This window comes from Xanthomonas sp. 10-10, from assembly GCF_040182365.1.
Taxonomy (GTDB): domain Bacteria; phylum Pseudomonadota; class Gammaproteobacteria; order Xanthomonadales; family Xanthomonadaceae; genus Xanthomonas; species Xanthomonas arboricola_F.
In genome coordinates this window covers 3,446,861-3,471,469 of the sequence record NZ_CP144460.1, presented here as the reverse complement: position 1 = coordinate 3,471,469, position 24,609 = coordinate 3,446,861, and the positions used below count along the sequence as shown (strand labels likewise).

General features: G+C 65.7%; 25 protein-coding genes and 1 other RNA gene. 15 read left to right on the top strand and 11 right to left on the bottom strand.

The features are described 5' to 3' along the window. Positions 1 to 100: 100 nt before the first annotated feature. Complete coding sequence (locus VZ068_RS14615; protein WP_259151827.1) at positions 101 to 643, top strand: type 1 glutamine amidotransferase domain-containing protein; 543 nt, start codon at positions 101 to 103, stop codon at positions 641 to 643. A 140-nt stretch (positions 644 to 783) separates the two neighbouring features. Here VZ068_RS14615 and VZ068_RS14610 read toward each other — a convergent pair whose 3' ends face one another. The 7 genes from VZ068_RS14610 to VZ068_RS14580 form a co-directional block, all read right to left on the bottom strand. Continuing rightward, positions 784 to 1,380 carry a DUF1439 domain-containing protein gene (locus tag VZ068_RS14610; protein ID WP_349655702.1) on the bottom strand — a complete coding sequence of 199 codons (597 nt, stop codon included), beginning with the start codon at positions 1,378 to 1,380 and terminating at the stop codon, positions 784 to 786. Between the two features lie 55 nt (positions 1,381 to 1,435). Continuing rightward, on the bottom strand, positions 1,436 to 1,756 hold the full coding sequence (locus tag VZ068_RS14605) for a hypothetical protein (RefSeq protein WP_259151824.1): 321 nt from the start codon (positions 1,754 to 1,756) through the stop codon (positions 1,436 to 1,438). A 276-nt stretch (positions 1,757 to 2,032) separates the two neighbouring features. Then, a complete protein-coding gene (locus VZ068_RS14600; protein WP_259151823.1) occupies positions 2,033 to 2,335 on the bottom strand; it encodes a DUF3861 domain-containing protein in 303 nt (100 codons plus the stop codon). A 91-nt stretch (positions 2,336 to 2,426) separates the two neighbouring features. Next, positions 2,427 to 3,044, bottom strand: coding sequence for a M23 family metallopeptidase (locus tag VZ068_RS14595; protein WP_349655701.1), 618 nt, complete (start codon positions 3,042 to 3,044; stop codon positions 2,427 to 2,429). A 131-nt stretch (positions 3,045 to 3,175) separates the two neighbouring features. Then, complete coding sequence (locus VZ068_RS14590) at positions 3,176 to 3,595, bottom strand: HU family DNA-binding protein (protein ID WP_039404742.1); 420 nt, start codon at positions 3,593 to 3,595, stop codon at positions 3,176 to 3,178. A gap of 521 nt (positions 3,596 to 4,116) precedes the next feature. Beyond that, positions 4,117 to 4,971: a pyrroline-5-carboxylate reductase gene (gene proC / locus VZ068_RS14585; protein WP_349655700.1), complete on the bottom strand. Its 855-nt coding sequence runs from the start codon at positions 4,969 to 4,971 to the stop codon at positions 4,117 to 4,119. Positions 4,972 to 5,020: 49 nt separating this feature from the next. Next, entirely contained in the window at positions 5,021 to 5,713 is a 693-nt protein-coding gene (locus tag VZ068_RS14580; RefSeq protein ID WP_349655699.1) for a YggS family pyridoxal phosphate-dependent enzyme, read from the bottom strand. 328 nt (positions 5,714 to 6,041) lie between these two features. On the opposite strand from VZ068_RS14580, the gene VZ068_RS14575 reads away from it, so the two are divergent. The 5 genes from VZ068_RS14575 (at position 6,042) to VZ068_RS14555 (ending at position 10,418) form a co-directional block, all read left to right on the top strand. Continuing rightward, positions 6,042 to 7,079 carry a type IV pilus twitching motility protein PilT gene (locus VZ068_RS14575; RefSeq protein WP_003489919.1) on the top strand — a complete coding sequence of 346 codons (1,038 nt, stop codon included), beginning with the start codon at positions 6,042 to 6,044 and terminating at the stop codon, positions 7,077 to 7,079. A 121-nt stretch (positions 7,080 to 7,200) separates the two neighbouring features. Continuing rightward, positions 7,201 to 8,331, top strand: a complete 1,131-nt coding sequence (locus VZ068_RS14570) for a PilT/PilU family type 4a pilus ATPase (protein ID WP_005990431.1) — start codon at positions 7,201 to 7,203, stop codon at positions 8,329 to 8,331. 11 nt (positions 8,332 to 8,342) lie between these two features. Then, positions 8,343 to 8,924: an MFS transporter permease gene (locus VZ068_RS14565; RefSeq protein WP_349655698.1), complete on the top strand. Its 582-nt coding sequence runs from the start codon at positions 8,343 to 8,345 to the stop codon at positions 8,922 to 8,924. 272 nt (positions 8,925 to 9,196) lie between these two features. Continuing rightward, a complete protein-coding gene (locus tag VZ068_RS14560) occupies positions 9,197 to 9,871 on the top strand; it encodes a YitT family protein (protein ID WP_349657717.1) in 675 nt (224 codons plus the stop codon). Positions 9,872 to 10,341: 470 nt separating this feature from the next. Further along, positions 10,342 to 10,418: non-coding RNA, sX9 sRNA (locus tag VZ068_RS14555), on the top strand. 4 nt (positions 10,419 to 10,422) lie between these two features. Here the strand turns inward: VZ068_RS14555 and VZ068_RS14550 are convergent. Further along, entirely contained in the window at positions 10,423 to 10,962 is a 540-nt protein-coding gene (locus VZ068_RS14550; protein WP_259151738.1) for a DNA-3-methyladenine glycosylase I, read from the bottom strand. Further along, a complete protein-coding gene (locus VZ068_RS14545; protein WP_349655697.1) occupies positions 10,959 to 12,815 on the bottom strand; it encodes a DUF4153 domain-containing protein in 1,857 nt (618 codons plus the stop codon). The genes VZ068_RS14550 and VZ068_RS14545 overlap by 4 nt, the downstream gene beginning before the upstream one ends. A gap of 78 nt (positions 12,816 to 12,893) precedes the next feature. Here VZ068_RS14545 and VZ068_RS14540 point away from each other — a divergent pair, with 78 nt between their 5' ends. The 5 genes from VZ068_RS14540 (at position 12,894) to VZ068_RS14520 (ending at position 16,530) form a co-directional block, all read left to right on the top strand. After that, the gene (locus tag VZ068_RS14540) at positions 12,894 to 13,460 is read left to right on the top strand and encodes a YqgE/AlgH family protein (protein ID WP_046962721.1); all 567 of its coding nucleotides are present in this window, start codon (positions 12,894 to 12,896) and stop codon (positions 13,458 to 13,460) included. Continuing rightward, entirely contained in the window at positions 13,453 to 13,920 is a 468-nt protein-coding gene (ruvX, locus tag VZ068_RS14535) for a Holliday junction resolvase RuvX (RefSeq protein WP_349655696.1), read from the top strand. The genes VZ068_RS14540 and ruvX overlap by 8 nt, the downstream gene beginning before the upstream one ends. Positions 13,921 to 13,933: 13 nt before the next feature. Next, a complete protein-coding gene (locus VZ068_RS14530; protein ID WP_259151731.1) occupies positions 13,934 to 14,884 on the top strand; it encodes an aspartate carbamoyltransferase catalytic subunit in 951 nt (316 codons plus the stop codon). Positions 14,885 to 15,340: 456 nt separating this feature from the next. Continuing rightward, entirely contained in the window at positions 15,341 to 15,775 is a 435-nt protein-coding gene (locus tag VZ068_RS14525; RefSeq protein WP_259151726.1) for an OsmC family protein, read from the top strand. 152 nt (positions 15,776 to 15,927) lie between these two features. Next, positions 15,928 to 16,530: a glycine zipper 2TM domain-containing protein gene (locus tag VZ068_RS14520; RefSeq protein WP_259151725.1), complete on the top strand. Its 603-nt coding sequence runs from the start codon at positions 15,928 to 15,930 to the stop codon at positions 16,528 to 16,530. A 286-nt stretch (positions 16,531 to 16,816) separates the two neighbouring features. Here VZ068_RS14520 and VZ068_RS14515 read toward each other — a convergent pair whose 3' ends face one another. Both VZ068_RS14515 and VZ068_RS14510 read right to left on the bottom strand, forming a co-directional pair. Beyond that, positions 16,817 to 17,698: a PhzF family phenazine biosynthesis protein gene (locus VZ068_RS14515; RefSeq protein ID WP_349655695.1), complete on the bottom strand. Its 882-nt coding sequence runs from the start codon at positions 17,696 to 17,698 to the stop codon at positions 16,817 to 16,819. 31 nt (positions 17,699 to 17,729) lie between these two features. Then, complete coding sequence (locus tag VZ068_RS14510; RefSeq protein ID WP_349655694.1) at positions 17,730 to 18,608, bottom strand: PhzF family phenazine biosynthesis protein; 879 nt, start codon at positions 18,606 to 18,608, stop codon at positions 17,730 to 17,732. A 180-nt stretch (positions 18,609 to 18,788) separates the two neighbouring features. On the opposite strand from VZ068_RS14510, the gene VZ068_RS14505 reads away from it, so the two are divergent. The 4 genes from VZ068_RS14505 to murD are packed head-to-tail and all read left to right on the top strand — an operon-like array spanning position 18,789 to position 24,588. Beyond that, positions 18,789 to 21,398 carry a bifunctional aspartate kinase/diaminopimelate decarboxylase gene (locus VZ068_RS14505; protein ID WP_349655693.1) on the top strand — a complete coding sequence of 870 codons (2,610 nt, stop codon included), beginning with the start codon at positions 18,789 to 18,791 and terminating at the stop codon, positions 21,396 to 21,398. Beyond that, entirely contained in the window at positions 21,382 to 21,846 is a 465-nt protein-coding gene (locus VZ068_RS14500) for a hypothetical protein (protein WP_349655692.1), read from the top strand. The genes VZ068_RS14505 and VZ068_RS14500 overlap by 17 nt, the downstream gene beginning before the upstream one ends. Next, the gene (gene murL, locus VZ068_RS14495) at positions 21,843 to 23,198 is read left to right on the top strand and encodes a UDP-N-acetyl-alpha-D-muramoyl-L-alanyl-L-glutamate epimerase (RefSeq protein WP_349655691.1); all 1,356 of its coding nucleotides are present in this window, start codon (positions 21,843 to 21,845) and stop codon (positions 23,196 to 23,198) included. The genes VZ068_RS14500 and murL overlap by 4 nt, the downstream gene beginning before the upstream one ends. Next, complete coding sequence (gene murD / locus VZ068_RS14490; RefSeq protein WP_349655690.1) at positions 23,179 to 24,588, top strand: UDP-N-acetylmuramoyl-L-alanine--D-glutamate ligase; 1,410 nt, start codon at positions 23,179 to 23,181, stop codon at positions 24,586 to 24,588. The genes murL and murD overlap by 20 nt, the downstream gene beginning before the upstream one ends. The last annotated feature ends 21 nt before the right edge of the window (positions 24,589 to 24,609 follow it).

Here is a 24,609-nt window from a genome sequence, read left to right as displayed (position 1 = left end):
GTGCGAGCGCGTTGCGCGCTGACGCGACGCACACATCGGTTCACCGGTACGCAACAGCGCGCTGCCTAGGGTGCGGGCTTCTTTCATCGAGGAGCCCTACATGTCTTATTCGCTCTCCGGCAAGACCATCGCTGTCCTGGCCACCGATGGCTTCGAGCAATCCGAACTGACAGAACCCAAGCGCCTGCTGGAATCGTGGGGTGCCAAGGTCGCTGTGATCGCACCCGGCGATGGCGCAAAGATCCGCGCCTGGAATCACACCGACTGGGGCGACTCGGTCGCTGTCGACCAGCATCTTGAACAGGCAACCGCCGACAGCTATGACGCGCTGGTGCTGCCCGGTGGCGTGCTCAATCCCGACACGTTGCGCACGGACACCCAGGCGATTGCCTTCATCCGCGCATTCGCCACGGCCCACAAGCCGGTCGCGGCGATCTGCCACGGGCCGTGGCTCCTGCTGGAAAGCGATCTGGTGCGCGACCGCAAGGTCACCTCATGGCCGTCGGTCAAGACCGATCTGACCAATGCCGGCGCGCGCTGGCAGGATGCCGAAGTGGTGGTCGATGGTCAGCTGATCACCAGCCGCAAGCCGGACGACATTCCGGCATTCAGCGCGGCGGTGGCCAAGGCCCTGGCTGCGTAAGGCGCGCTGGTCGCTACGCTCCACTCCGCGTCAATCGAAAGGCCCGGCGCTGGTGCGTCGGGCCTTTGCATGATGAACGTTGGGAGCGTCGTGTGCGGATGAGTAAGCGGCTGCGCCGTCTGCCGGCCAGCGTACGAATTTTACTTACCCGATAGCGCCGCCGCCGGCACCAGCTGTTCGATGTTCTGATTGAAGTTGACCGCTACCCGCCCGTTCTGGATGCCTACCGACTCCACCTGCACGGCGCCCATCACTGCGGCAATCGACGGGTCGATGCGATAGATGGGTTCCTTGCGTGCGTAATCGGCCAGCCAGGTGTTGAGTAGCTGGCGGGTGCTGTGATCGAGCTTTGCGCCGGAATTGGCAGGACGGAAATCGTCGATGCTGGGCTGGTCGAGGTAGAAGCCCTGTTTGGCGACGTCGTAACGCAGCGCGCTGGTCAGGGTCACATTGCCCACCGGGGCCGGCGCGCCGCCAGCAGTGGCCACAGCCAGGTCGAACGCCATCTTGAGCCGGTCGCCCGGCGGCAGCGACAGCGCCGGATTGCTGACCGTCATTGCGATCAGGCCGCCAAGCGTGTCGTGCGTCTGCGGGAAGCGACCGCCCAGATACTGCTGCAGGTCGCTGGCCTGCACGCTGATCTGATGTCCCTGGATCTGCGGCGCTGCCCAGGCGCTGGTCACGGGGAGCGCCAAGGCGAGGGCAAGCACGGATCCGGCAAGCGAACGCAGTTTCATCGGGTGACTCCGGCAACAGGTGACACAACCTTAGTCAGCGCCGGTGAACCACGGGTTAGCGCAGCACCGGATGCAAGCTGGCGGAGTAGATTTCCCAGCTGTCGCTGCCGACGCGCGGCTGCAGGCGATAGGCGCCGGCCAGCTGCTGCGTGCCAGCGCTGGTGCGCACGGTGATGCGCACCGGCACCTCGATCCGCCGCGGCGGATGTTCCTGATCCAACGGTACCGGTGGGTCGTTGTTGATGCGCATCGAGCGGATATCGCCGATACCGCGCAGTACCGCATCGTCCGGCACCGGCGATGGCCGGCCACCGGCCCACAATGCATCGGCATCGGCGCGTGCGGCGCCGGGCAGTGCGCCCAGATAACGCTGCACGGTGGCGCTTGCTTGGGCGAGACTGGCGCGCGCCTGCGCAGCACTGGAGTCTTCAGCCGCAGGCTGCGCAGATGCCTGGTTGGCACTCGCAGCAGCGGATGCTGCCGGCGCACGTGTTGTAGGCACGTTGGTTGTCGCGCCCGTGTCTTAGTCTGCACTGCGGTGACAACTGCAGCCTGCGAGCGCGGCTACCGCTATGGCACTTACGATCCAGCGCATGGCGCCTCTCCCGTCCCCAGGGAGCGCAGTGTAGCCGGCATGTGCGCTGCGGGGTAATCAGGCGCCGGGGTGTACGCGCTGCAGGCGCTCGAGCAGCAACTGCAGCCTGGGCCGTAATGCATCCAGCGCATCGCTGGGGTGCGCGCGTGGGCGGGCGGCCAGGTCCTCCAGCAACTGCGAGCCGACGGTGAGTGCGGCGCATTCGTCGCTGCTCAGATCGCGGCGCCGATGCAACTCTTCGAGCAGGCGCATCCAGTCCGCGCGCGAGCGCTGTTCGAACTCGATGGTGCAGCGGTCGTCGCACGGGCGCCCGTCGTTCTCGATGGGCGTGACCGTAATGCGATAGCGTTTTCGGGACATGGTGGTCGCGTCACTCCTGGGCTGCGTCCACCATAGGCGCAGGCCGCCGCGCGCTCGATAGCGCAGGCCATGACGCAGTGTTCCAACGTGCTCAGTCGGCAACCTGCGGCCCGGTTTTACGCAGGAGCGGCAGCGGATCGTACGCACCGTTGCGCCCATAGACACCGTAATGCAGGTGCGGCGGCGTGCCACGTGCGTTGCCGGTGGTCCCCACCATGCCCAGCGCGGTGCCTGGCTCGACGACATCGCCAACCGCCAGCCCGGCTGCCCAGTCGTCCAGATGCGCATAGTAATGCCGCTCCATCGCCGGCCCCAGCACCCAGACCTGCTTTCCACCCAGCCCGGCGTCGCGAATGGCGCTGACCACGCCGCGGGTGGCGGCGACCACAGGCGTGCCGCGCGGCGCGAAGATATCCACGCCCGCATGGCTGCGGTCGCGTCCGCGTGGGGCACCGAAGGTGTCGGCGATCTGGCGGGCACGTACTCCGTCCACCGGAATGTGCAAATGGGTAGGCGGCGGCATCCGTGACAGCTCCCAACTGGTGCGCAGGCGCTCGGCCATCGGCGACTGCCAGGCCCAGCGCGCTGCCACACCCAAAGCGCACAGCAGGGCGATCGACACCAGCAGGCGGCGCACGCGACGTGCGGGGCTGCGTTTCGTGGATGGCGGCGTTGTCGAAGTGTGGGGCAATGGATCGGTCACATGCACCTGCTGCGTCGCAAATCAGCACGTAGGGTAGGCAAGCGGTCATGAGCGCAATGTGGGGGCGCATGCGGCAATGCGCGCGCAAAAAAAAGACGGCCCGAAGGCCGTCTCGATGACACCGGATACGCGCTCGATCAGAGCGCGGCATCCTTCAGCTTCTTCAGAGGGCGAACCTTGACCTTGCGGGTTGCGGCCTTGGCAGCAAAGATTTGCTCTTCCTTGGTGAAGGGGTTGATGCCCTTGCGCTTCGGCTTGGCCGGCACGTTGACCGAGGTGATCTTCAGCATGCCCGGCAGGGTGAAGCTGCCGACGCCCTTCTTGTTCAACGAGGAATGCGCAGCGGCTTCCAGCGAAGCCAGCACGGCGCGGACGTCCTTCGGAGCCAGCTGGGTGGATTCGGCGATGTGCGCGACCAGACCGGTCTTGCTCAGGGCTTCCTTGATCGGCTTCGGCGCGGCCGACGTAGCGGCCTTGGCCGGCTTTGCGGTCTTGGTGGCGGCGACCTTTTTCACTGCCTTCTTGGGGGCAGCCTTCTTAGCGGCGGTTTTTGCCATGAGGTATACGTTCCGTATTCGTTGGTGGTGTTGGGTCTGCCGACCCAGTCGGCAACGCGAAATGTAGGGCAACTGCTGCGCGCCGCCAATAGGCAAACGATGAAACAACACAAAAAAGCGTCTTTCGACGGGGGTTCGTTCACCAGCGGCGTAAAAACCTGCGTAAAACGCGGTGCGGCACGCGTGCAGCGCGCAGGCATGTGTCGGATCTGACGCAGGGCAGCAGGTCGTCGCGCAAGGCTACGGTCGCACTGCGCGCGCCAACCGGCTGCGCATTGATCGACCCGCTCTGCTGCCGGCGGCGGCTGTATCGCCGCAAGGTGTCGAAAAAGCCGCGGGCGATCGCTTGGCAAGGTGTATTGGCATCGATTGCAAAGCGCGCGACGTTGCGTGGGAAGCCGCCTGGTGCCTGACGCTGGATGCCTGCGGCGGGTGGCGACTTGCGGGTCAGGCCGTCGATTAGCGCGACCCGTCGCGATTGCCCATGCAGCCAGCGAAGCGCTCGCGCAAGCCGCTGCCGACTAATCGTTGGCCGCCGACAAGCTGCGGCCGCGTTCGGTCGCTGCGGCGATTGCGCGCGCTGTCAGCGCCTCCAATCCACCTGCCTGGAATGTTTCGATCGCCGCCTGCGTGGTGCCGTTGGGCGAGGTCACGCGACGGCGCAGGACCTGCGGTGCTTCACCCGATTCGGTGAGCATGCGCGAGGCGCCAAGCAGGGTTTGCAGGACCAGGGTGCGCGCGGTATCGGCCGGCAGGCCTTGCGCCAGTGCTGCCGCCTCCATCGCTTCGGCCAGTAAGAAGACGTAAGCCGGGCCGCTGCCGGAGACGGCAGTCACCGCGTCCATTTGCGCTTCGTCGTCGATCCACACCGTCACGCCGGCGCTTTCCAGCAACCGGGTTGCCTGTGCGCGCTGCGCATCGGAAACGCATGCGGTGGCATACAGCCCGGTGACGCCGGCGCCGAGCAGCGCGGGGGTGTTGGGCATCGCGCGGACCACCGCCGTGTTGCCGCCGCTCCAGCGCTGCAACTGGGTTGCGGTGATCCCGGCTGCAATCGACAGCAATAGCGGCTGCTGCGCTTGTGCGAGCTCGGCCAGCTGCGTACAGACGCTTGGCATGACCTGCGGTTTGACCGCCAGCACCCAGGTGGCCGCACCATCGGCAGCGTCGCGTGCGCTTTCGACCACATGCACGCCAAAGTCGCGCGACAACCCGCTGCGCAACTCGGCGACCGGCTCGGCGACGCGCAGGCTGGCAGCCGGCACGCCTTGCCGGATCAACCCGGCGATCAGGCTGCGCGCCATGTTGCCGCCACCGATGAAGGCGACCAGCCCGGCAGTGGCGGACGACGGCGCAGGCGGCGTGGGCAGGGTCATTGCGGCACCTCTAGTCATTGGGAATGGATGGGGCGATCCGCGAGGCAGCTCAGGCGGAGGCAGCGGGCGAGGGAGCGCGCGCACCGAACAGCGCCGTGCCCACGCGCACCATGGTGGCCCCGGCCGCGATCGCTTCGACAAAGTCCGCGCTCATGCCCATCGACAAGGTATCCACCTGCCGATGGCGCTGCTGCAGCTGCGCGAACAGGTCCTGCATGCGCGCGAACGCCGCATTGCGTCTTGCCTGTTCCGGGAACGGTGCCGGGATCGCCATCAGGCCGCGCAATTGCAGCCGCGGCTGCAGTGCGATGGCGTCGGCCAGGCGGTCGATGGCGTCGGGGGCGCACCCGTACTTGCTGTCCTCATCGTCGATATTGACCTGGATCAGCACGTTCAATGGCGCGCAGTCGTCCGGGCGATGGCGCGCCAGCAGCGGGATCAACTTGGCGCGGTCCACGGTCTGCACCCAGTCGAAACATTGGCTAGCGATATCGGCCTTGTTGGATTGCAGGTGGCCGATCAGGTGCCATTCCAGCCCCAGCTCGCGCAACGCGGTGATCTTGGCCTGCGCTTCCTGCACGTAGTTTTCGCCGAAGGCGCGCTGGCCTTGCGCAGCCAACGCGGCGACGGCATCGGCCGGCTTGGTCTTGGACACCGCCAGCAAGCGGACGTCGGCACGCGCATGCTCGGCTGCTGCGGCATGGATGGCATCGAGAATCTGCTGCAGCGACGAAGCCGGCACGTGGCGATCCAGAAAAAAGCAGGAGCGCTAGTGTGACGCCCCCGGTCGCTTGCTTCCAGCGCCGTGACCGCGCTGACCGAGGCAGCGCGTACCAGCCCCCAGTGCCGCGTTGAGGCGGGCGGTGCGGTCGATTCCTGTGAGCCACCCAGCCTGGCTGGGCCTGAGGCAGGCAGTCGCCGCCCCCTGCCATGACCAGAAACCAACGCCTTCAGCCCCGCGTGGCGCTGCCGGCCTGAACCGGTGGCAAGCCGCTTCCCGCCAGCAGCCAGAACGCTATACTGCCGACCGGGGAGTACCTTCCAATCGCAGCCTAGGGGACAAGCAGCGCATGGATATCGCTGAACTATTGGCGTTTTCTGTCAAGAACAAGGCATCGGACCTGCACCTGTCTGCAGGGCTGCCGCCGATGATCCGTGTCGATGGCGATGTCCGTCGCATCAATATTCCGGCGTTGGACCATAAGCAGGTGCACGCGCTGGTGTACGACATCATGTCGGACAAGCAGCGGCGCGATTACGAAGAGTTCCTCGAGGTCGACTTCTCGTTCGAGATTCCCTCGCTGGCGCGCTTCCGCGTCAATGCGTTCAACCAGAACCGTGGCGCTGGTGCGGTGTTCCGCACCATTCCGTCCGAAGTGCTGACGCTGGAAGACCTGGGCTGCCCGCCGATCTTCCGCCAGCTGATCGACCAGCCGCAGGGTCTGATCCTGGTGACCGGGCCGACCGGTTCGGGCAAGTCGACCACGCTGGCCGGCATGATCGACTACATCAACAAGAACGAATACGGCCACATCCTCACCGTCGAGGATCCGATCGAATTCGTGCACACCTCGCAGAAGTGTCTGATCAACCAGCGCGAAGTGCACCGCGATACGCACGGCTTCAACGAAGCGCTGCGCTCGGCCTTGCGCGAAGACCCGGACATCATCCTGGTTGGCGAGTTGCGCGACCTGGAAACCATCCGCCTGGCGCTCACCGCTGCGGAAACCGGTCACCTGGTGTTCGGTACCCTGCACACCAGCTCGGCGGCCAAGACCATCGACCGCATCATCGACGTGTTCCCGGCCGGCGAAAAGCCGATGGTGCGCTCGATGCTGTCCGAATCCCTGCGCGCGGTGATTTCGCAGGCATTGCTCAAGAAAGTGGGCGGCGGGCGTACCGCGGCCTGGGAAATCATGGTCGGCACCCCGGCGATCCGCAACCTGATCCGCGAGGACAAGGTGGCGCAGATGTATTCCTCGATCCAGACCGGTCAGCAGTACGGCATGCAGACGCTGGACCAGCATCTGCAGGACCTGGTCAAGCGTAGCCTGATCACGCGCAACCAGGCCCGTGAATACGCCAAGGACAAGCGGATATTCGAGTGATTCGGGAATCGGGAATCGGGAATCGCAACAGCAGGTTTCCTGACCGGTCCCGGCTCCCGGCTGCTGGCTTTTCCAATTCCCGATTCTCGATTCCCCATTCCCGGCTCCGAAGGAGCACGCCATGAGCACCATCGACTTCACCTCCTTCCTCAAGCTGATGGCGCACCAGAAGGCGTCGGACCTGTTCATTACCTCCGGCATGCCGCCGGCGATCAAGGTGCACGGCAAGATCAGCCCGATCACGCAGACGCCATTGACCGCGCAGCAGAGCCGCGATCTGGTGTTGAACGTGATGACGCCGTCGCAGCGCGAAGAGTTCGAAAAGACCCACGAGTGCAACTTCGCCATCGGCGTGTCCGGGGTCGGGCGTTTCCGTGTCAGCTGTTTCTACCAGCGCAACCAGGTGGGCATGGTGCTGCGCCGGATCGAGACGCGCATCCCTACGGTCGAAGAGCTGAGCCTGCCGCCGGTGATCAAGACGCTGGCGATGACCAAGCGCGGCATCATCATCTTCGTCGGCGCCACCGGTACCGGCAAGTCGACCTCGCTGGCAGCGATGATCGGTTACCGCAACCAGAATTCCACCGGGCACATCATCACCATCGAAGACCCGATCGAATTCGTGCACAAGCATGAGGGCTGCATCATCACCCAGCGCGAAGTCGGCATCGATACCGACAGCTGGGAAAATGCGCTGAAAAATACCCTGCGCCAGGCGCCGGACGTGATCATGATCGGCGAGGTGCGCACCCGCGAGGGCATGGACCACGCGATCGCCTTCGCCGAGACCGGCCACCTGGTGCTGTGCACGCTGCACGCCAACAACGCCAACCAGGCGATGGACCGCATCATCAACTTCTTCCCGGAAGACCGCCGCAATCAGCTGCTGATGGATCTGTCGCTGAACCTCAAGGGCGTGGTGGCGCAGCAGCTGATTCCGACCCCGGATGGGCGCGGTCGCCGTGTGGCGATGGAGATCATGCTGGGCACGCCGCTGGTGCAGGATTACATCCGCGATGGCGAGATCCACAAGCTCAAGGAGATCATGAAGGAGTCCACCAACCTGGGCATGCGCACCTTCGATCAGAGCCTGTTCGAGCTCTATCAGGCTGGTGAAATCAGCTACGAAGACGCGCTGCGTTACGCCGACTCGCAGAACGAGGTGCGCCTGCGCATCAAGCTCTCGCAGGGCGGCGACGCCAAGACGCTGTCGCAGGGGCTTGATGGGGTGGAGATCGCCGAGGTTCGGTGAGGTCTTCCGGAATGACGCAGGGACACGTCGTGGAAGCTGCCAGCGCAACGCACGATGTCGACGATCCGCTGGCGCAGCGCTGGGCGCACGATCCGCTGGCGCTGCTGTTTGCGCCCTCCAACTGGAAGCTGGTTGCGATGTTCGTCGCCAGCTTCGGGGCCTACGGCGGCTACTGGTTCTACCGCAACTGGATTGCGTTACGCGCGATTACAGGACGCCCGAGCATATGGCCGGTCTGGCGGGCGGGGCTTGCGCCGCTGTGGGTGATGAGCTGCTTCAGGCTGCTGGGGCAGTGTATTGGACTGCAGGGACGATCCCGCTGGCTTTTCCGGCTGTCCGCAGTGGTCTTCATCGCGTTGTTGCTGCTGACGTTCTCCGAAAAATCGCGCCCGTTCTTCCTGGTGTTGGGCTGGCTGCCGATTGCCGTGGTCAATACGCGGCTGCGACGCTTCAAGCGTGCGCAGGGCATTCCGGAATGGCGCCGCGAGCGTTTCACCCTGCTGAGCATCCTATGGCTGGTCAGTGGCGGACTGTTGTTCACGCTCAGCGCGCTTGCTGCGCTGGCGATTGCGCTGATGCAGCTGAGTCGCTGAGTCGATCCGCAGTGGCGGATCGCGTGTTGCCATTTACCCGGTGAAGACCTCCCGTCCGGAGCCCGGCATTGCGTCTGGGCGTGGTGCGCAGTGGTGTGCTGGCCGGCCGACGCGGGCGTGCCAGTTCTTCGACCGTTTCCTCACGCTTGCATGGCACGCACTGCTGTTTCAGATGTAACCGCGGTGGCCGATAGTGTCTAATATCGCACCCCACTGCAGTGCCCAGACCCGTGAGCCTTCCCGATTCCGATCTCCGTCCGGAGCAAGAACCGTTGCCCGACGACGGCACCGTGGTCACCTCCGGGCCGTTGACGCCACCACCGGATTCGGCGGGGACCACGGCCGACGACCATGCGTATCACCACTCGGTGGCCGAGGACGTGCAGGGCATGGTGCTGGCCACGTTGGTCGCCTCGCTCGGCCTGGCGATCTTCGCCAAGGGCGGGCTGATGATCGGCGGCATGGCCGGCGTCGCCTTCCTGTTGCACTACGCGTTGCATTGGAATTTTGGCGTGGTGTTCGTGCTGGTCAATCTGCCGTTCTACTGGCTGAGCGTGCGCCGCATGGGCTGGGAGTTCACCTTGAAGACCTTCGCCGCGGTCGGTGCCTGCGGCGCCTTGACCGATCTGCTTCCGCGCTGGGCCGAGTACGCGCGCATGAGCACCGCGTTTGCGGCCATTGTCGGCGGCGCGCTGGCCGGGCTGGGCATCCTGTTCTTCATCCGTCACCGCGGCAGCCTGGGCGGAATCGGCATCCTGGCGGTGTACTTGCAGCGCGAACGCGGCTTGAGCGCAGGCAAGGTGCAGATGAGCTTCGATGCGATGCTGATGGTGGTGGCCTTCTTCGTTTTGAAGCCGGACAAGGTGCTGTACTCGGCGCTGGGTGCGCTGATGCTGAGCCTGGTGCTGATGTTCAACCACCGCCCGCACCGCTATATGGGTGTGTGACCGGTCCGGCGAGGTCCTCGCTCCCCACGTAGGAGCGCACCCGGGCGCGATGACGCCTTGTCTGCAATACCCAGTCGCGCCCGGATGCGCTACGGGCAATCGGTTGGCAAGCCTTGTAGAACGACGCATGCACCTCATGTCGTTGTCGAAGTAGCGACATGGCTCGCGCTGCACGCTTGAGTGCGCTTGTATCGAGGCGGGTCGCATCCTCCTGTTTGCCGCCATGCCCGGGGCATCGATGCGTGCCGCGAAGGGCTCTGCATGGCATCGCGCTAACCGCTGGCGTAACGCGGCGTATCGCCATGGAGGCGCAGGGAGCCGAATCAGTGCCGGCCTCCTCCAGCGACGTGACCCTGCCTGTTGCATCGCCCAGGCGTGTTGTCAGACACCCGTAGCCAATGCCGCCGACTTGGAGCGGGCAGAACGACAGTCCTCACCGGCAGACGGGCGCGGCCGCTGCCCGGTGCAGCATGTACCCCTCATACACGCCGGTTCTGAGTGCGCCGTCCCTTCCCACCGGATGACTGCTCGCTAGGTATTGTCAGCCGCGCTTATTTCACCTGCATCCAGGCCGGCTTGAGTTTGGCGATCCGTTTGAACACCGGGCATTGCGCATGATGTGCGCCGGGCAGGTAGCCCAGGCTCATCAGGAATTCGCCGGTGATTTCGCCGCCGGTGAAGCGAAAGGTCTTCTTGAACAGTTTGACCCAGGCCGGCTTGTCGAGCGGATGCTGCGCATCCAGCCATTGCGCAAAACTGCCATGCGAACGGCGCAAGGTCTGGATGACCTGCGCATTGTGGATGGCGGCCAGGATCTTGAGGCGGTTGCGGATGATGCCGGCGTCGCTCATCAGGCGCGCAACGTCGGCCTGCCCGTAGGCCGCGACGGTATCCACGTCGAACCCGTCGTAGGCCTGCTGGAAATTGCCGCGTTTGCGCAGGATGGTTTCCCAACTCAATCCGGCCTGATTGATTTCCAGCACCAGGCGTTCGAACAGTTCGCGTTCTTCGCGCTGCGGGAACCCATATTCGTGGTCGTGGTAATGCCCGTGTACCGGGTGGCCGGGCGCGATGCTGCAGTAGCCGCTCATGGTCGTTGCTCCCGTATGCGTGCAGTACCCGGCGGCGCGATGTGCATCTGCCCGGCGCCGGGAAACTGTAAATCCGGCCAGCGTCGATGGTGGATGGTCAGGCGGCCGTGACGCACCGCCTCGCGCAGCGCTTCCTGATCCTGACGGCGTTTAGGGAAGCTCTGTAGCGTGTCCACCTCGTACCACCCTTGTGCGTCACGCGTGTACAGAAAACAGCTGACGCCAAAGCGATCCGAAACCTCGCACAGCAGCGCGTCGTCCTGGCCATCGCCATCGATGTCCTGGCTGCTGACAATGCATTCGCGATCGGGCTGTAGGCAGCCGTCAGCGTCGAGCTTGCCTTGTGCCAATGCCTGCCACCAGTTCGGGGCGGGAGCCTTGCTGCCCGTCGCAACGGCTAGATGCGCGCGCAGTGCATCCGGGTCGCTGATGCGTGCGCGGAGCAAAGTGTCTGGCGCGGCTTCCATCTCCCAGCGCTGCTGGCGTGCAAGCACTTGATCCAGCCGTTTGCTGCGCCTGGCATCTTTGGCAAAGGCGGGTGTGGCGCGCAGCGACTGGAGTGCCTGATAGCCGCGCCGGCCATTGTCGAAGCGCAGGAATTCCAGATCATCACGCTCGGCATCCGGGTTCACTGTGCCGGTGCGCGCAAGTAGCTGCCGTGTCTGACTGCCGACAACGATGCGGTAAGGATCCAGCATCGGCGTATTGACCAGTACCGCCAGTGCGATCACCAGCCACGACAAGGCGATATTGCTGCTGGAAAGATGGCCCAGCCAGCGTCCGCGTTGCGGACGCAGCACCGCAGCTGCGTAGCCCAGCGCATAAGCGACTGCCACCAGGGTCAGGGTTGCTCCCCAGAAACGCTCGCCGGTCCAGCCGTATTGGGCCACGCGCAGGGCCACCGCGTACGCAGCCAAGCCGGCATACAGTGGCAGGCTGAGTAAACCAGCCTCGACCACGCGGCGCAGCCAGCGCGGGTAAGGCGGCTGTGCGCGGCCGTCCTGATAGACCGCATTGGCGAACAGCACCAGCGCGAACACCATGCACAACAGGATGGCCGCGGCCGACCGCGTCTGCCACAACGCCTGCAGCCCGGTCAGCGGCAAGGTCAGTGCAAACAGCAACGCGATGCAGGCCAGCAGCGGCAACAGGCCGGTGCAGATCGCGAACAGGATCTGCCGCATCACCTGCACCGCGCGATGCTGGGTGCGCCCGATCAGGATGCCCAGGCCGGCCATGGTGCCGGTGGCCAGGTAGATGAAGGGATCTTGGTGGAACAGGCTGCGGAAAAAGGTGATGTTCACTAGCGCAAACAGCGAGGCCCACAGCGACAGCACCATCCAGCACACGCCCACGAACAGCAGGGCAAGCGCCAACGTCAGGGCGTTTTGCCATGCATGCTCGAACAGTGCGGTGTACGCCGCGCGCCAGCGGCCATGCTGCTGGCGATGTTGCAGCCACGGCAGTGCGACAAACAGCCCGGCCGCCACGCTCAGCCCGAATGGCGTCAGCAGCTTGTGGCTTTCCAGGCCGGGCGCGCCGGTGGCGCTCCAGGCCGCCCAGCCAGCCAATGCGGCGAACACGGCGCTGACTACAGCAACGTGTTGCCACAGGCGGCGGTCGTGCAACTGCTGCACGCTGAGCAGCAGCATGCTGGGCACGGTGAGCACCAACGTGTACCAGCATACCCGTGGCCCCAGTGCTGCCAGCGGCCCGCTCGTGTGGGTGCTGCTCCATTCGGCGGCATACAGCAGCCCGCCCTGCAGTAGCGCCACCAGCACGATGAACGCCCGGGTCTGGCGCGGGAGCGGCGTCTCTGCGGGGCCGGGGATGTGGGGCGGGGGCGTTTGCATTCACGGTCCTTGTTCACGGCAAGCGGCAATTATGGCAGCGGCTCTGCGCGCGGCGGAACGAACGGCTAGAATGCGGCCATGTCTGTTTTGCCCACGCCTCTGGCCAACCAACTGCTGATCGCGCTTCCGGCGCTGTCCGACCCCACCTTTTCGCGCAGCGTCGCGCTGATCTGCCAGCACGACGAGAACGGCGCAATGGGCGTGCTGGTCAACCGGCCATCGGAGTACACGCTGGGCGAAGTGCTGTCGCAGATGGGCATCGACACCGACGACGCGCAGCTGCGCGAGCAGATCGTGCTCAGTGGCGGGCCGGTGCACCCGGAGCGCGGCTTTGTGATCCATGACGATGCGCGCGAATGGGATTCCAGCCTGGAAGTGGGGCAGGGCGTGTTCCTGACCACCTCGCGCGACATTCTGGAAGCCATGGCCGCCGGCGAAGGCCCGCGCAATGCGCTGGTGGCGCTCGGCTGCGCGGGCTGGGGGGCGGGCCAGCTGGAGTTCGAATTGGGCGAAAACAGCTGGCTGACCGCGCCATCGGATGCCAACGTGCTGTTCGCCACCGCGCTGGAAGATCGCTGGCAGACCGCCGCCGGGCGCATCGGTGTGGACCTGTTCCGGCTCACGGATTATTCCGGGCATGCCTGAGGCGTGCGCAATCCGCTCCGACGGCACGGTGCTGGGCTTCGACGTGGGGTCGCGCCGGATCGGCGTGGCGGTCGGTACCGCATTGGGTGCCGGTGCGCGTGCAGTCGCGGTCATCAATGTGCATGCCAACGGCCCGGACTGGGTCGCGCTGGATCGCGTGCACAAGGAGTGGCGGCCAAACGGCCTGGTGGTTGGCGACCCGCTCACGCTGGACGACAAGGATCAACCCGCACGCAAGCGCGCGCATGCCTTCGCCCGGCAGTTGCGCGCGCGCTATGCGTTGCCGGTCGTCCTGATCGACGAGCGCTCCAGTTCGGTCGAAGCCGCGCAGCGGTTCGCGCGCGAACGCGCCGATGGGCGCAAGCGCCGCCGCGATGCCGACGCGCTGGACGCCATGGCGGCGGCCGTGATCGTCGAGCGCTGGTTGGCCGCGCCCGACCAAGCCACTCTTCTCCCTTGATTCCCGACCTGCGATGACGACCACCATGCAACTCGATTCGGACGGACGCCTGCGTCACCTGCTCACCCTGGAAGGACTGCCGCGCACGACGCTGCTGCAGCTGCTCGACCGTGCCGGCCAGATCCGCGATGCCGCAGTCGGCCGGGTCGGCAAGCGCAACGTGCTTGCCGGCACTGCGGTCTGCACGCTGTTTTTCGAGCCGTCCACGCGCACGCGCAGCTCATTTCATCTGGCCGCGCAGCGATTGGGTGCGGACGTGCTCAATTTCGACGCGTCCACCTCCTCAACGCGCAAGGGCGAGACCGCTCGCGACACCTTGAAGAATCTCGAGGCGATGGGCGTGCGCGGCTTCGTGGTGCGCCATCCGGACGACGGCGCGGTGCAGGCGCTGGCCGAGGCCGCAGGCGAGGGCACTGCACTGATCAACGCCGGCGACGGACGTAGCGCACATCCGACCCAGGGCCTGCTCGACATGCTGACCCTGCGCCAGGCCAAAGGCACCGATTTTTCCAAGCTCAAGGTCGTGATCGTTGGCGACGTGAAGCATTCGCGCGTTGCGCGTTCGGACCTGCACGCACTGCGCACGCTGGGCGCTGGCGAGATCCGCGTATGTGGCCCGGCGAGTCTGTTGCCCGATGACGACATGCTGGACGGCTGCGTGGTCGGCCAGGATTTCGACGCGATGCTGGAAGGTGCCGACGCCCTGATGATGTTGCGCCTGCAACGCGAACGCATGGAAGAAGGCCTGGTGCCGTCGTTGGAGCAATACCACAGCGACTACGGCCTGACCCGCGAGCGTCTGGCGCGCGCCGGCCGCGACGCCGCGGTGTTGCATCCGGGCCCGATCAACCGCGGCGTGGAAATCACCGACGAGGTCGCCGACGGCGCGCAATCATGCGTGCTACGTCAGGTCGCCAACGGCGTCGCCGTGCGCATGGCGGTGCTGGAAACCCTGCTGGGTTGATTGCTCGTACGTACGTACGCTCGCACGCATCGCACATGCGGTGCGTGCGAAAGATGCGTGGCGCCCCGGGCGCAGCGACAGCGGTCGCTGTGCCCGTTTGTTTTTACCAACACGCAGGCGCGCATCGCGGCAGCACGCCGGGATCTGAGCAAGAGCCCCGTTACCATCGCCACGCAGCCACTGGCCGCGCGCAGCCAGTGTCCCGAATCGAGCCCCACCGCGCAGATGCACAGGCTCGTTCGCGCCAACTACATCGTCTAGGTTGTTGTTAGCAATTTGTGGTCAGCCCCGCCAGCCTGCGCGTTGGCAGCGCAACCACTCGCTCAAGGCAGCGCCCGCTCTTGCCAATCCCAATCCCGAATCCCCAATCCCCAATCCCCAATCCCGGCAACAAGCACCAAGCCCTAACACCCGCTCGCCTATGGTGACGGTCCCTTTCAATCGCAGGAGATCGCAATGGGTATTTCGCGTCACGCCACCGCTCACTGGGAAGGCGACCTCAAGACCGGCAAGGGTCAGCTCAGCACGCCGCAGAGCGGCTTGATGGAGAACACCCGCTACGCCTTCAGCAGCCGCTTCGGCGACGAGAAGGGCACCAATCCGGAAGAACTCATCGCTGCCGCGCACGCGGGGTGCTTCACCATGGCGCTGTCGGCGCAGCTGACCGAAGCCGGTTTCCCGCCGACCTCGCTGGACACCCGTGCAGACGTCGACCTGTCGATGGAGGGCGGCCCGCAACTGTCGCAGATCCGCCTGAAACTCAAGGCCGTGGTGCCCGGTATCGACGAAGCCAAGTTCCGCGAGCTGGCCGACACCGCCAAGAAGAATTGCCCGGTGTCCAAGGCACTTAGCGCCGTGCCGATCAGTCTGGAAAGCGAATTTTCCAACTGATCCAGCGTGAAGCTGCGCGCGTCGGCGAACCATGCCGGCGGGCCCAGCTGGCGGCAACCTGAATAGGCCTTTGCACGGCCTGTTCGGTTCAGGGCGGTTTCACCGCAACGGGCCGAGCATCGGCAGCGTGTCCTCCCTGTGAAGCTGCCGCAATGAAAACTCTTGTGCTTGGTGCTCTGGTAATGGGTCTGGCCGTGGCGGGCAATGCAACGGCGCAGCGCTACGACAGCGGCTACCGCGACAACGATCGCGGCGGCTACGAGGACGGCCGTTACGAATACGCGCGCGTCGTACGCGTGGACCCGATCATCGTGTCCGACTCCTACAACGAGCGCAGCAGCGAGCGCTGCTACAACCGCCCTTCCGATGGGTACTACACCAGCAATGATGGCTACTATCGCGACGGCGGCAGCTATGGCGCGCCCAATGCCTCCAACCGCGGCGTCGCCAGCGTGATCGGCGGTATCGCCGGTGCGGTGCTCGGCAGTCAGGTCGGCGGCGGCAACGGACGCCTGGTCGGGACAGCGGTCGGCACCATGGCCGGCGTGGCGGCGGGTCGCTCGATCTACGAAGCCAATCACCGCACCTACCAGGGCAATGTCAGCGTCTGCGAGCCTGTGTCGTACCGCACCACGCGCGAGCGCGTGGATGGCTACGACGTGACGTACGAATATGCCGGCCGCACCTACCACACGCGCAGCGACTACAACCCGGGCGACCGGATCCGTGTACGCGTGGATGTACGCCCCGACTGATTGATTGCGTCCAGGCTTCTTGTAAAAAAACGCTGCGGGAGACCGCAGCGTTTTTTCTTGCCAGGGATAGGGCAGGTAAGCGTTTGCGCAGAGTGTTCGCTGGTGCGTCGCATTCGACAGTTAGCAAACTTCCCCGGGTTTGACTGCCGAACGCAGGCGCGTCATGCGATGGATGGTGATCGGGCCGAGTTCCCGGCGCAGAAGAATTTCTTTCGGGGTTGCCGTCTAACCACCCGCGTCAGATCTGGCGGATACGGCGACGCCCGCAGTACGCAGTTCGTGGCGCTCAGCCCCAGTCCAAGGTCCCGCGAATCACCGTCTGTACCTGGCCGCCCGACCACACGTCGCCGTTGCTGTCGATACGCAGTTCCAGCAGCGCATCGAAGCCGATCTCGCGGCCCTGGCTGACCACGTAACGCCGGTCTCTGCCGGGCAGCGCGTGGCGGCTGTCCAGCCAGGCCGCGAGCACGGCATTGGCCGCACCGGAGGCCGCATCTTCGAAACGCCGGCCGTTGCCGACAAAGGCGCGCACCGCCAGATCGTAGCTGCCTGCCTGAGCGGCACGCGCGTAGGCGAATACACCCATGCTGCCGGTGGCTTCGGCCAGTGTCGCGATCGCATCCCAGTCCGGTTGCAGGCTGCGCAATGCCGCTTCACTGGCCAGTTCCACCACCCACCAGGTGCGCCCCCCATCCATCAACGCAGGCGGCAGGGTGCCGAGCGGCCAGCCGCGCAGCGCATCGCGCAGCCGCGGGTCGTCGACGTCCACCTGTTCGGCAACGCGTGCGCGCGGCGTGCGGATGGCAATGCTGCGGTGGCCATCGATCTGCTCAACGCGCAGCGGCAACTGCCCGGCAATGCCGTCCTGCACCAGCAGGCCATCGTCCGGCGCGGCCTGCCCGGCGTCGAGCACCGCATGCGCCGTGCCCACGCTGGGGTGTCCGGCGAACGGGACCTCTTTTTGCGGCGAAAACATCCGTAGCCGGTAGCTGCTGTGCGCATCGGCCGCAGGAAAGACGAAGGTGGTTTCCGGCAACTTGGTCCAGCGGGCGATCGCCTGCATGGCCGCATCGTCCAGACCCTGCGCATCCAGCACCACCGCCAGCGGATTGCCGCTGCCGGGGCGGGCGGAGAACACATCCAGTTGCAGGAAACGGCGGGTGGTCATGGTGGCGGATCCGCGAACAGGGCGCGGCAGCTTACCAATCGATGCGGCCGTCGATCACCTGCAGCGTCGTTCCGCCAATCCAGATTTCGCCTGCATCGTCCACTTCCACGTGGATGCGACCATCGCGGCCGACCTCGCGGCCCTGGCTGGCGACATAACGCGCCGCTTCGCCCGGCAGGCGGTTTTCGCCATGCAGGCGCGCGGCGATGCAGGCATTGGCGCTGCCGGTCACCGGGTCTTCGGGAACGCCGTCGCCGGGGCAGAACGCGCGCACCACCAGATCTGCGTCGCCGTCCTGCGCGGTTGCGTAAATGGCCAGCCCGGTGGCGGCGCTGGCCTGGGTCAGGCGGGTGATGGCGGCAAGATCCGGCGCGGCCTGACGCACCGCCGCGGTATCGGCCAGCTCCAGCAGCCACCAGTTCGGGCCGTTGTTCCAGAGCGCTGCCGGCTGCGCTGTCACCCGCAATCCGGCGCAGGCCGCCTGCAATGCGGCCGTGTGGGTGTCGCCGGTTGCGATGACGCGTGCGCGTGGCGCGCGCAGCCGCACCTGCAACGCGCCGTGGCGGTCGAACACGTCCACCGGCAATACGCCGGCCGCGCATTGCTGGTGCAGCCGGCCGTCGGCCTTGTAGCCGGTCAATCCATGGGTTGCCGCGACCCACGCCGCGCCGACGCTGGGGTGGCCGGCAAACGGCAGCTCTGCGCGTGGAGTGAAGATGCGGATGTGATAGTCGGCATCCGGCGCGCTGACGGGCACAAAGAAAATCGTCTCCGACAGGTTCAGCCATGCGGCGATCTGCTGCATCTGCTCGGCCGACAACGCGCCAGCGTCGAACACCACGCCCAGCGGATTGCCGGAGCCGGTGCGGCTGGCGAAGACATCCAGTTGCAGGTAACGGTGCTTGCTCATGCTCGATGCGATCTCGGTGGTGTGAAAAGTGCGGATGGTTGCAGCGCAAACCGTTGCCGCGATGCAAAGCGGCGCTGCGGAGTGCGACCACACGCGGGGTCAGATGCGCGCCATTGGCAGTAGAATCGGAGGTTCCGCCCGGCATCCCGGCTTCTTTCCCCCATCATAAACGCCTACTCCATGTCAGCTCCCCACACTACCGATCGTTGGATCGTCCTCAAGTTCGGCGGCACCTCGGTGTCGCGTCGTCATCGCTGGGACACGATTGGAAAACTGGCGAGCAAACGGGCGAACGAAACCGGCGGCCGCGTGCTGGTGGTGGTGTCCGCGCTCTCGGGCGTGACCAACGAACTGACCGCCATCGCCGATGGCGCTGCCGATAGCGCACAGCGCGTGGCAGCGCTGGAACAACGCCATCGCGACTTTCTGGCCGAGCTCGAGCTCGACGCCGATACGGTTCTCGGCGAGCGGCTGGCAGCACTGCACGCCTTGGTTGCCGATGCGCGCGCTGCCACGCGTACGCTCGATTGGCAGGCCGAGGTGCTGGGGCAGGGCGAATTGCTGTCCTCCACCATCGGTGCGGCGTATCTGCATGCCAGTGGCCTGGACATGGGCTGGCTGGATGCGCGGCAGTGGTTGTCGGCGTTGCCGCCGCAGCCCAATCAGAGCGAATGGTCCAAGCGCCTGTCGGTGTCCTGCCAGTGGCAGTCCGATGCCGACTGGCGCGCGCGCTTCGATGCGCAGCCCACGCGGCTGTTGATCACCCAGGGTTTCATTTCGCGGCACGCCGATGGCGGCACCGCGATCCTGGGGCGTGGCGGTTCGGATACCTCGGCGGCGTATTTCGGTGCGTTGCTCGGCGCCAGCCGGGTGGAAATCTGGACCGATGTGCCCGGCATGTTCAGCGCCAACCCGAAGGAAGTGCCGGACGCGCGCCTGCTGACCCGCCTGGACTATTACGAGGCGCAGGAAATCGCCACCACCGGCGCCAAGGTGCTGCACCCGCGCTCGATCAAGCCGTGCCGCGATTCCGGCGTGCCGATGGCGATCCTGGATACCGAGCGCCCCGATCTGCCGGGCACCAGCATCGACGGCAATGCCGAGCCGGTACTTGGCGTCAAGGCGATCAGCCGCCGCAACGGCATCGTGCTGGTGTCGATGGAAGGCATCGGCATGTGGCAGCAGGTGGGCTTTCTGGCCGATGTGTTTACCTTGTTCAAGAAGCACGGCCTGTCGGTGGACCTGATCGGTTCGGCCGAGACCAATGTCACCGTGTCGCTGGATCCGTCGGAGAACCTGGTCAACACCGATGTACTGGCTGCGCTGTCGGCCGACCTGTCGCAGATCTGCAAGGTCAAGATCATCGTGCCTTGCGCGGCGATCACCCTGGTCGGGCGCGGCATGCGCTCGCTGCTGCACAAACTGTCGGACGTATGGGCCACGTTCGGGCAGGAACGCGTGCACATGATTTCGCAGTCGTCCAACGACCTGAATTTGACTTTCGTCATCGACGAAGCCGATGCCGACGGTTTGCTGCCGATCCTGCATGCGGAATTGATCGACAGCGGCGCGATGCCGGTGAGCGAAGGCGAGGTGTTCGGCCCGCGCTGGCGGCAGATCATCGGCTCGGTGCGCCCGCGGCCCACGCCGTGGTGGCATGCCGAGCGCGCGCATCTGCTTTCGTTGTCCAAGGCCGGCACGCCGCGCTATGCATATCACCTGCCCACCGTGCGTGCGCGGGCGCACGCACTGGCGCAGATTGCCGCAGTGGATCAGCGTTATTACGCGATCAAGGCCAATGCGCATCCGGCGATCCTGATGGCGCTGGAACAGGCCGGGTTCGGGCTGGAATGCGTCTCCCACGGTGAGCTGCGCCGCGTGTTCGACACCTTGCCGGAGCTGTCGCCGCGCCGGGTGCTGTTTACGCCGAGCTTCGCGCCGAAGGCCGAATACGAAGCCGGGTTCGCGCTGGGCGTGACCGTCACCGTGGACAACGTCGAAGCGTTGCGGCGCTGGCCGGAGGTGTTCCGCGGCCGCAACGTGTGGTTGCGCATCGACCTGGGGCATGGCGATGGGCATCACGAGAAAGTCAATACCGGTGGCAAGGCCTCCAAGTTCGGTCTCTCGTCCACGCGTGTGGATGAGTTCGTTGAAGTGGCGCGCACGTTGGAGGTCACCATCACCGGCGTGCATGCGCACCTGGGCAGTGGCGTGGAGACCGGCGAGCACTGGCGCATGATGTATGACGAACTGGCCGGCTTCGCCCGCCGTATCGGCACGGTGGAAACCATCGATATCGGCGGCGGCCTGCCGATTCCGTACAGCGCCGAGGACGAACCGTTCGATCTCGATGTGTGGGCCAAGGGCCTGGCCGAGGTCAAGGCCGTGCATCCGGGTTATCGGCTGGCGATCGAGCCGGGCCGCTACCTGGTGGCCGAGGCCGGCGTGTTGCTGGCCAGCGTCACCCAGGTGATCGAAAAGGATGGCGTGCAACGCGTCGGACTGGATGCGGGCATGAACACCTTGATCCGCCCGGCGCTGTACGACGCCTGGCACGACATCGAAAACCTCAGCCAGCTCGACGCGCCGGCCGATGGCAGCTTCGATATCGTCGGGCCGATCTGCGAGTCGTCTGACGTGTTCGGCAAGCGCCGCCGCCTGCCGGCTGCCACCGCGCCGGGCGATGTGATGCTGGTGGCCGATGCCGGCGCGTACGGCTATTCGATGGCCAGCACCTACAACCAACGCGAGCTGCCGCGCGAAGAGGTGATCGATGCGCCCGCTAGCTGAGTTCGTGCTGCTCAGCACCCTGGCCGGCGGCGTGTCGATGGTGTTTTCCACTGTCATCGACATGGCCGGCCAGCGGATGCCGTGGGCCGATAGCCTGAAATGGGCGCTGCCGGCGCTGCTTGCGGCGGGCGCTGGCGCATGGAGCGCCGCGCGCTGGCAGCGTCGGCGCGATACGCGAGCGCCCGCGTCCGCCGGGCACGCTGGTGGCATGGCAGTACGCACGGTGGTGTTGAGTGCGCTCAGCTATCTGCCGGCATTGCTGCTGTATCTGCTGGTTGCATTGGCGGCCACCGGCGATGCGCAGGTGATTGGCTCGCAAGTGATGTTGCTGTTGTTCGTCATCGGCTGCCTGCCGCTGCTGTGGGCTGCGGTGCCGTTTTCCATGATTGAATATGCCCTGTGCCGACGCTACCTGCGTCGGCAACGGGGTCTTGCAGGTAGTCCATGAGCGCTTTCGACAAACACCAGATGTCCACCTTCCGTTTCGTGCGCTGCGCGCTCGACGCGCAGACCGGCGTGGCGACGCTGGTGTATGCCTTCGACCAGGGGCCGGAACTTGTGGAAACCGTTGCCGTGCCCGGCGCGCCATTCGTGCTGGACGGCGCGCGTGCCGCCGCCGTGCAACAGGCCTTGCAGTTGCTGCACCTCATCGCGGGCGTGAGTTACTACAAGGCCGCCGTGCCGCCGACCATCGTCATCGACAGCTACAGTATCGATGCCGAAACCGCCGCGCTGGTGGAAAGCGTTTATCTGCATGGCCTTGGCGAATTCGCCTACCGCAATGGCTTGAACCTGCACGGCAAGATCAACTTCCCGGTGGCTGCGCAGCCAGCTGCGCAGGCGCCTGTGTTGGGCTTGCGCGAGCATGCGCTGGTGGCCATCGGTGGCGGCAAGGATTCGCTGGTCAGTATCGAAGCGCTGCGACATGCCGGCATCGAGCAGACCGTCAGCTGGATCGGCGGCTCGCAACTGATCCGCGCCTGTGCCGAGCGTACCGGCCTGCCGGTACTCAACATCGGCCGCGTGCTGGCGCCGGAGTTGTTCGAGCTCAATCGCCAGGGTGCGTGGAACGGGCATATCCCGGTCACTGCGGTGAATTCGGCGATTCTGGTGCTGTCGGCGTTGCTGACCGGTGTGGACCAGGTGGTGTTCTCCAACGAGCGCTCGGCCAGCTACGGCAGCCAGATTCCCGGCACCGGCGAGGTCAATCACCAGTGGTCCAAGGGTTGGGCATTCGAGCAGGCGTTTGGTGCGTATGTGCAGCGCCACGTGGCTGACGATCTGCGTTATTACTCGCTGCTGCGGCCGCTGTCGGAGCTGGCGGTGGCACGCCAGTTCGCCAGGACCGACCACTACGACGCGCATTTTTCCAGCTGCAACCGCAACTTCCACATCATGGGCGAGCGCCCGGTGCATCGCTGGTGCGGCGTCTGCCCCAAGTGTCATTTCGTGTTCCTGGCGCTGGCACCGTTCATGCCCAAGACGCGCCTGGTCAAGATCTTCGGGCGGAATCTGCTCGACGATGCCAGCCAGGCCGGCGGCTACGATGCGCTGCTGGAGTTCCAGGACCACAAGCCGTTCGAATGCGTGGGCGAAGGCCGCGAATCGCGTGCGGCGATGGCGGTGCTGGCAACGCGTGCCGAGTGGAAGGAAGACGCGCTGGTGAAGCGTTTCATCCGCGAGATCCAGCCGCAGCTGGATGTGCAGGACCTGCAGGTCGAGCCGTTGATGGCCATCGACGGCGAGCACCGTATCCCGGCGGCGCTGTGGGAGCGCGTGCGTGCGAATTTCGCAGCTTGAGGGCAGGGCGGTTGCATTGTGGGGGTGGGGGCGCGAGGGGCGCGCTGCCTATCGCGCGCTGCGCAGCGCATTGCCCACGCAACCGCTGACCGTCTTTTGCAACGTCGAAGAAGCGCGCGAGCTGGATGCATTGGCCGATGCGGCGTTACAGGTGGAAACCGAAGCCAGTGCGCAGGCGCTGGGCCGGTTCGAGGTCGTGGTGAAGTCGCCTGGCATCAGTCCGTATCGTGCCGAAGCGCTGACGGCCGCTGCCGCGCACGGCACCCAGTTCATCGGCGGTACGGCGCTCTGGTTTGCCGAACACGCGCAGGCCGACGGAAGCGTGTCCGGCGCGATCTGCGTGACCGGGACCAAGGGCAAGAGCACCACCACCGCGTTGCTGGCGCACCTGCTGCGCTGTGCCGGACATCGCACCGCCCTGGTCGGCAATATCGGCCAACCCTTGCTGGAAGTGCTGGCACCGCAGCCGCCGCCTGCGTACTGGGCGATCGAGTTGTCCAGCTACCAGACCGGGGAGGTCGGGCGCAGTGGCGCGCGCCCGCAACTGGCGCTGGTGTTGAACCTGTTTCCCGAACACCTGGACTGGCACGGCGACGAGGCGCGCTACGTGCGCGACAAGCTGTCGCTGGTGACCGAAGGCCGGCCGCGGATTGCCCTGCTCAATGCTGCCGATCCGCTGTTGCGCGGGCTGCAGCTGCCTCACAGCGAGGTGCGCTGGTTCAACCATGCCGACGGCTGGCACCTGCGTGGCGATCTGGTGTATCGCGGCGAGCAGGCCATCTTCGATACCGCCAACGTGCCGCTGCCTGGCGAACATAACCGTCGCAATCTGTGCGCGGTACTGGCCGCGATCGAAGCACTGGGCCTGGATGCCGCAGCACTGGCACCGGCCGCATTGAGCTTCCGTCCATTGCCCAATCGCCTGCAGTTGCTCGGCAGCGTGGATGGCATCAGCTACGTCAACGATTCGATCAGCACCACACCGCATGCCTCGCTGGCCGCGCTGGCCTGCTTTGCGCAACGCCGTGTGGCCTTGCTGGTCGGTGGACACGACCGCGGGCTGGATTGGCAGGATTTTGCCAAGCACATGGCGCAGCAGGCACCGCTGGAAATCGTCACCATGGGCGCCAACGGGCCACGCATCCATGCGCTGCTTGCGCCGTTGGCCGAGACCGGTCGCTTCGGCCTGCATGCCGCCACCGACCTGGAGCATGCCATGCAGCTGGCACGCGACGCGCTGGGCGTGCAGGGCGGTGTGGTGCTGCTGTCGCCGGGCGCGCCCAGCTTCGGTGCGTACAGCGATTACGTTGCACGCGGGCGGCATTTCGCCCAGCTGGCCGGATTCGACCCGGCGGCGATTGCGTCGATTCCCGGTATCGGGATCGAGTGAACTACCCGATCCCGCGCGACC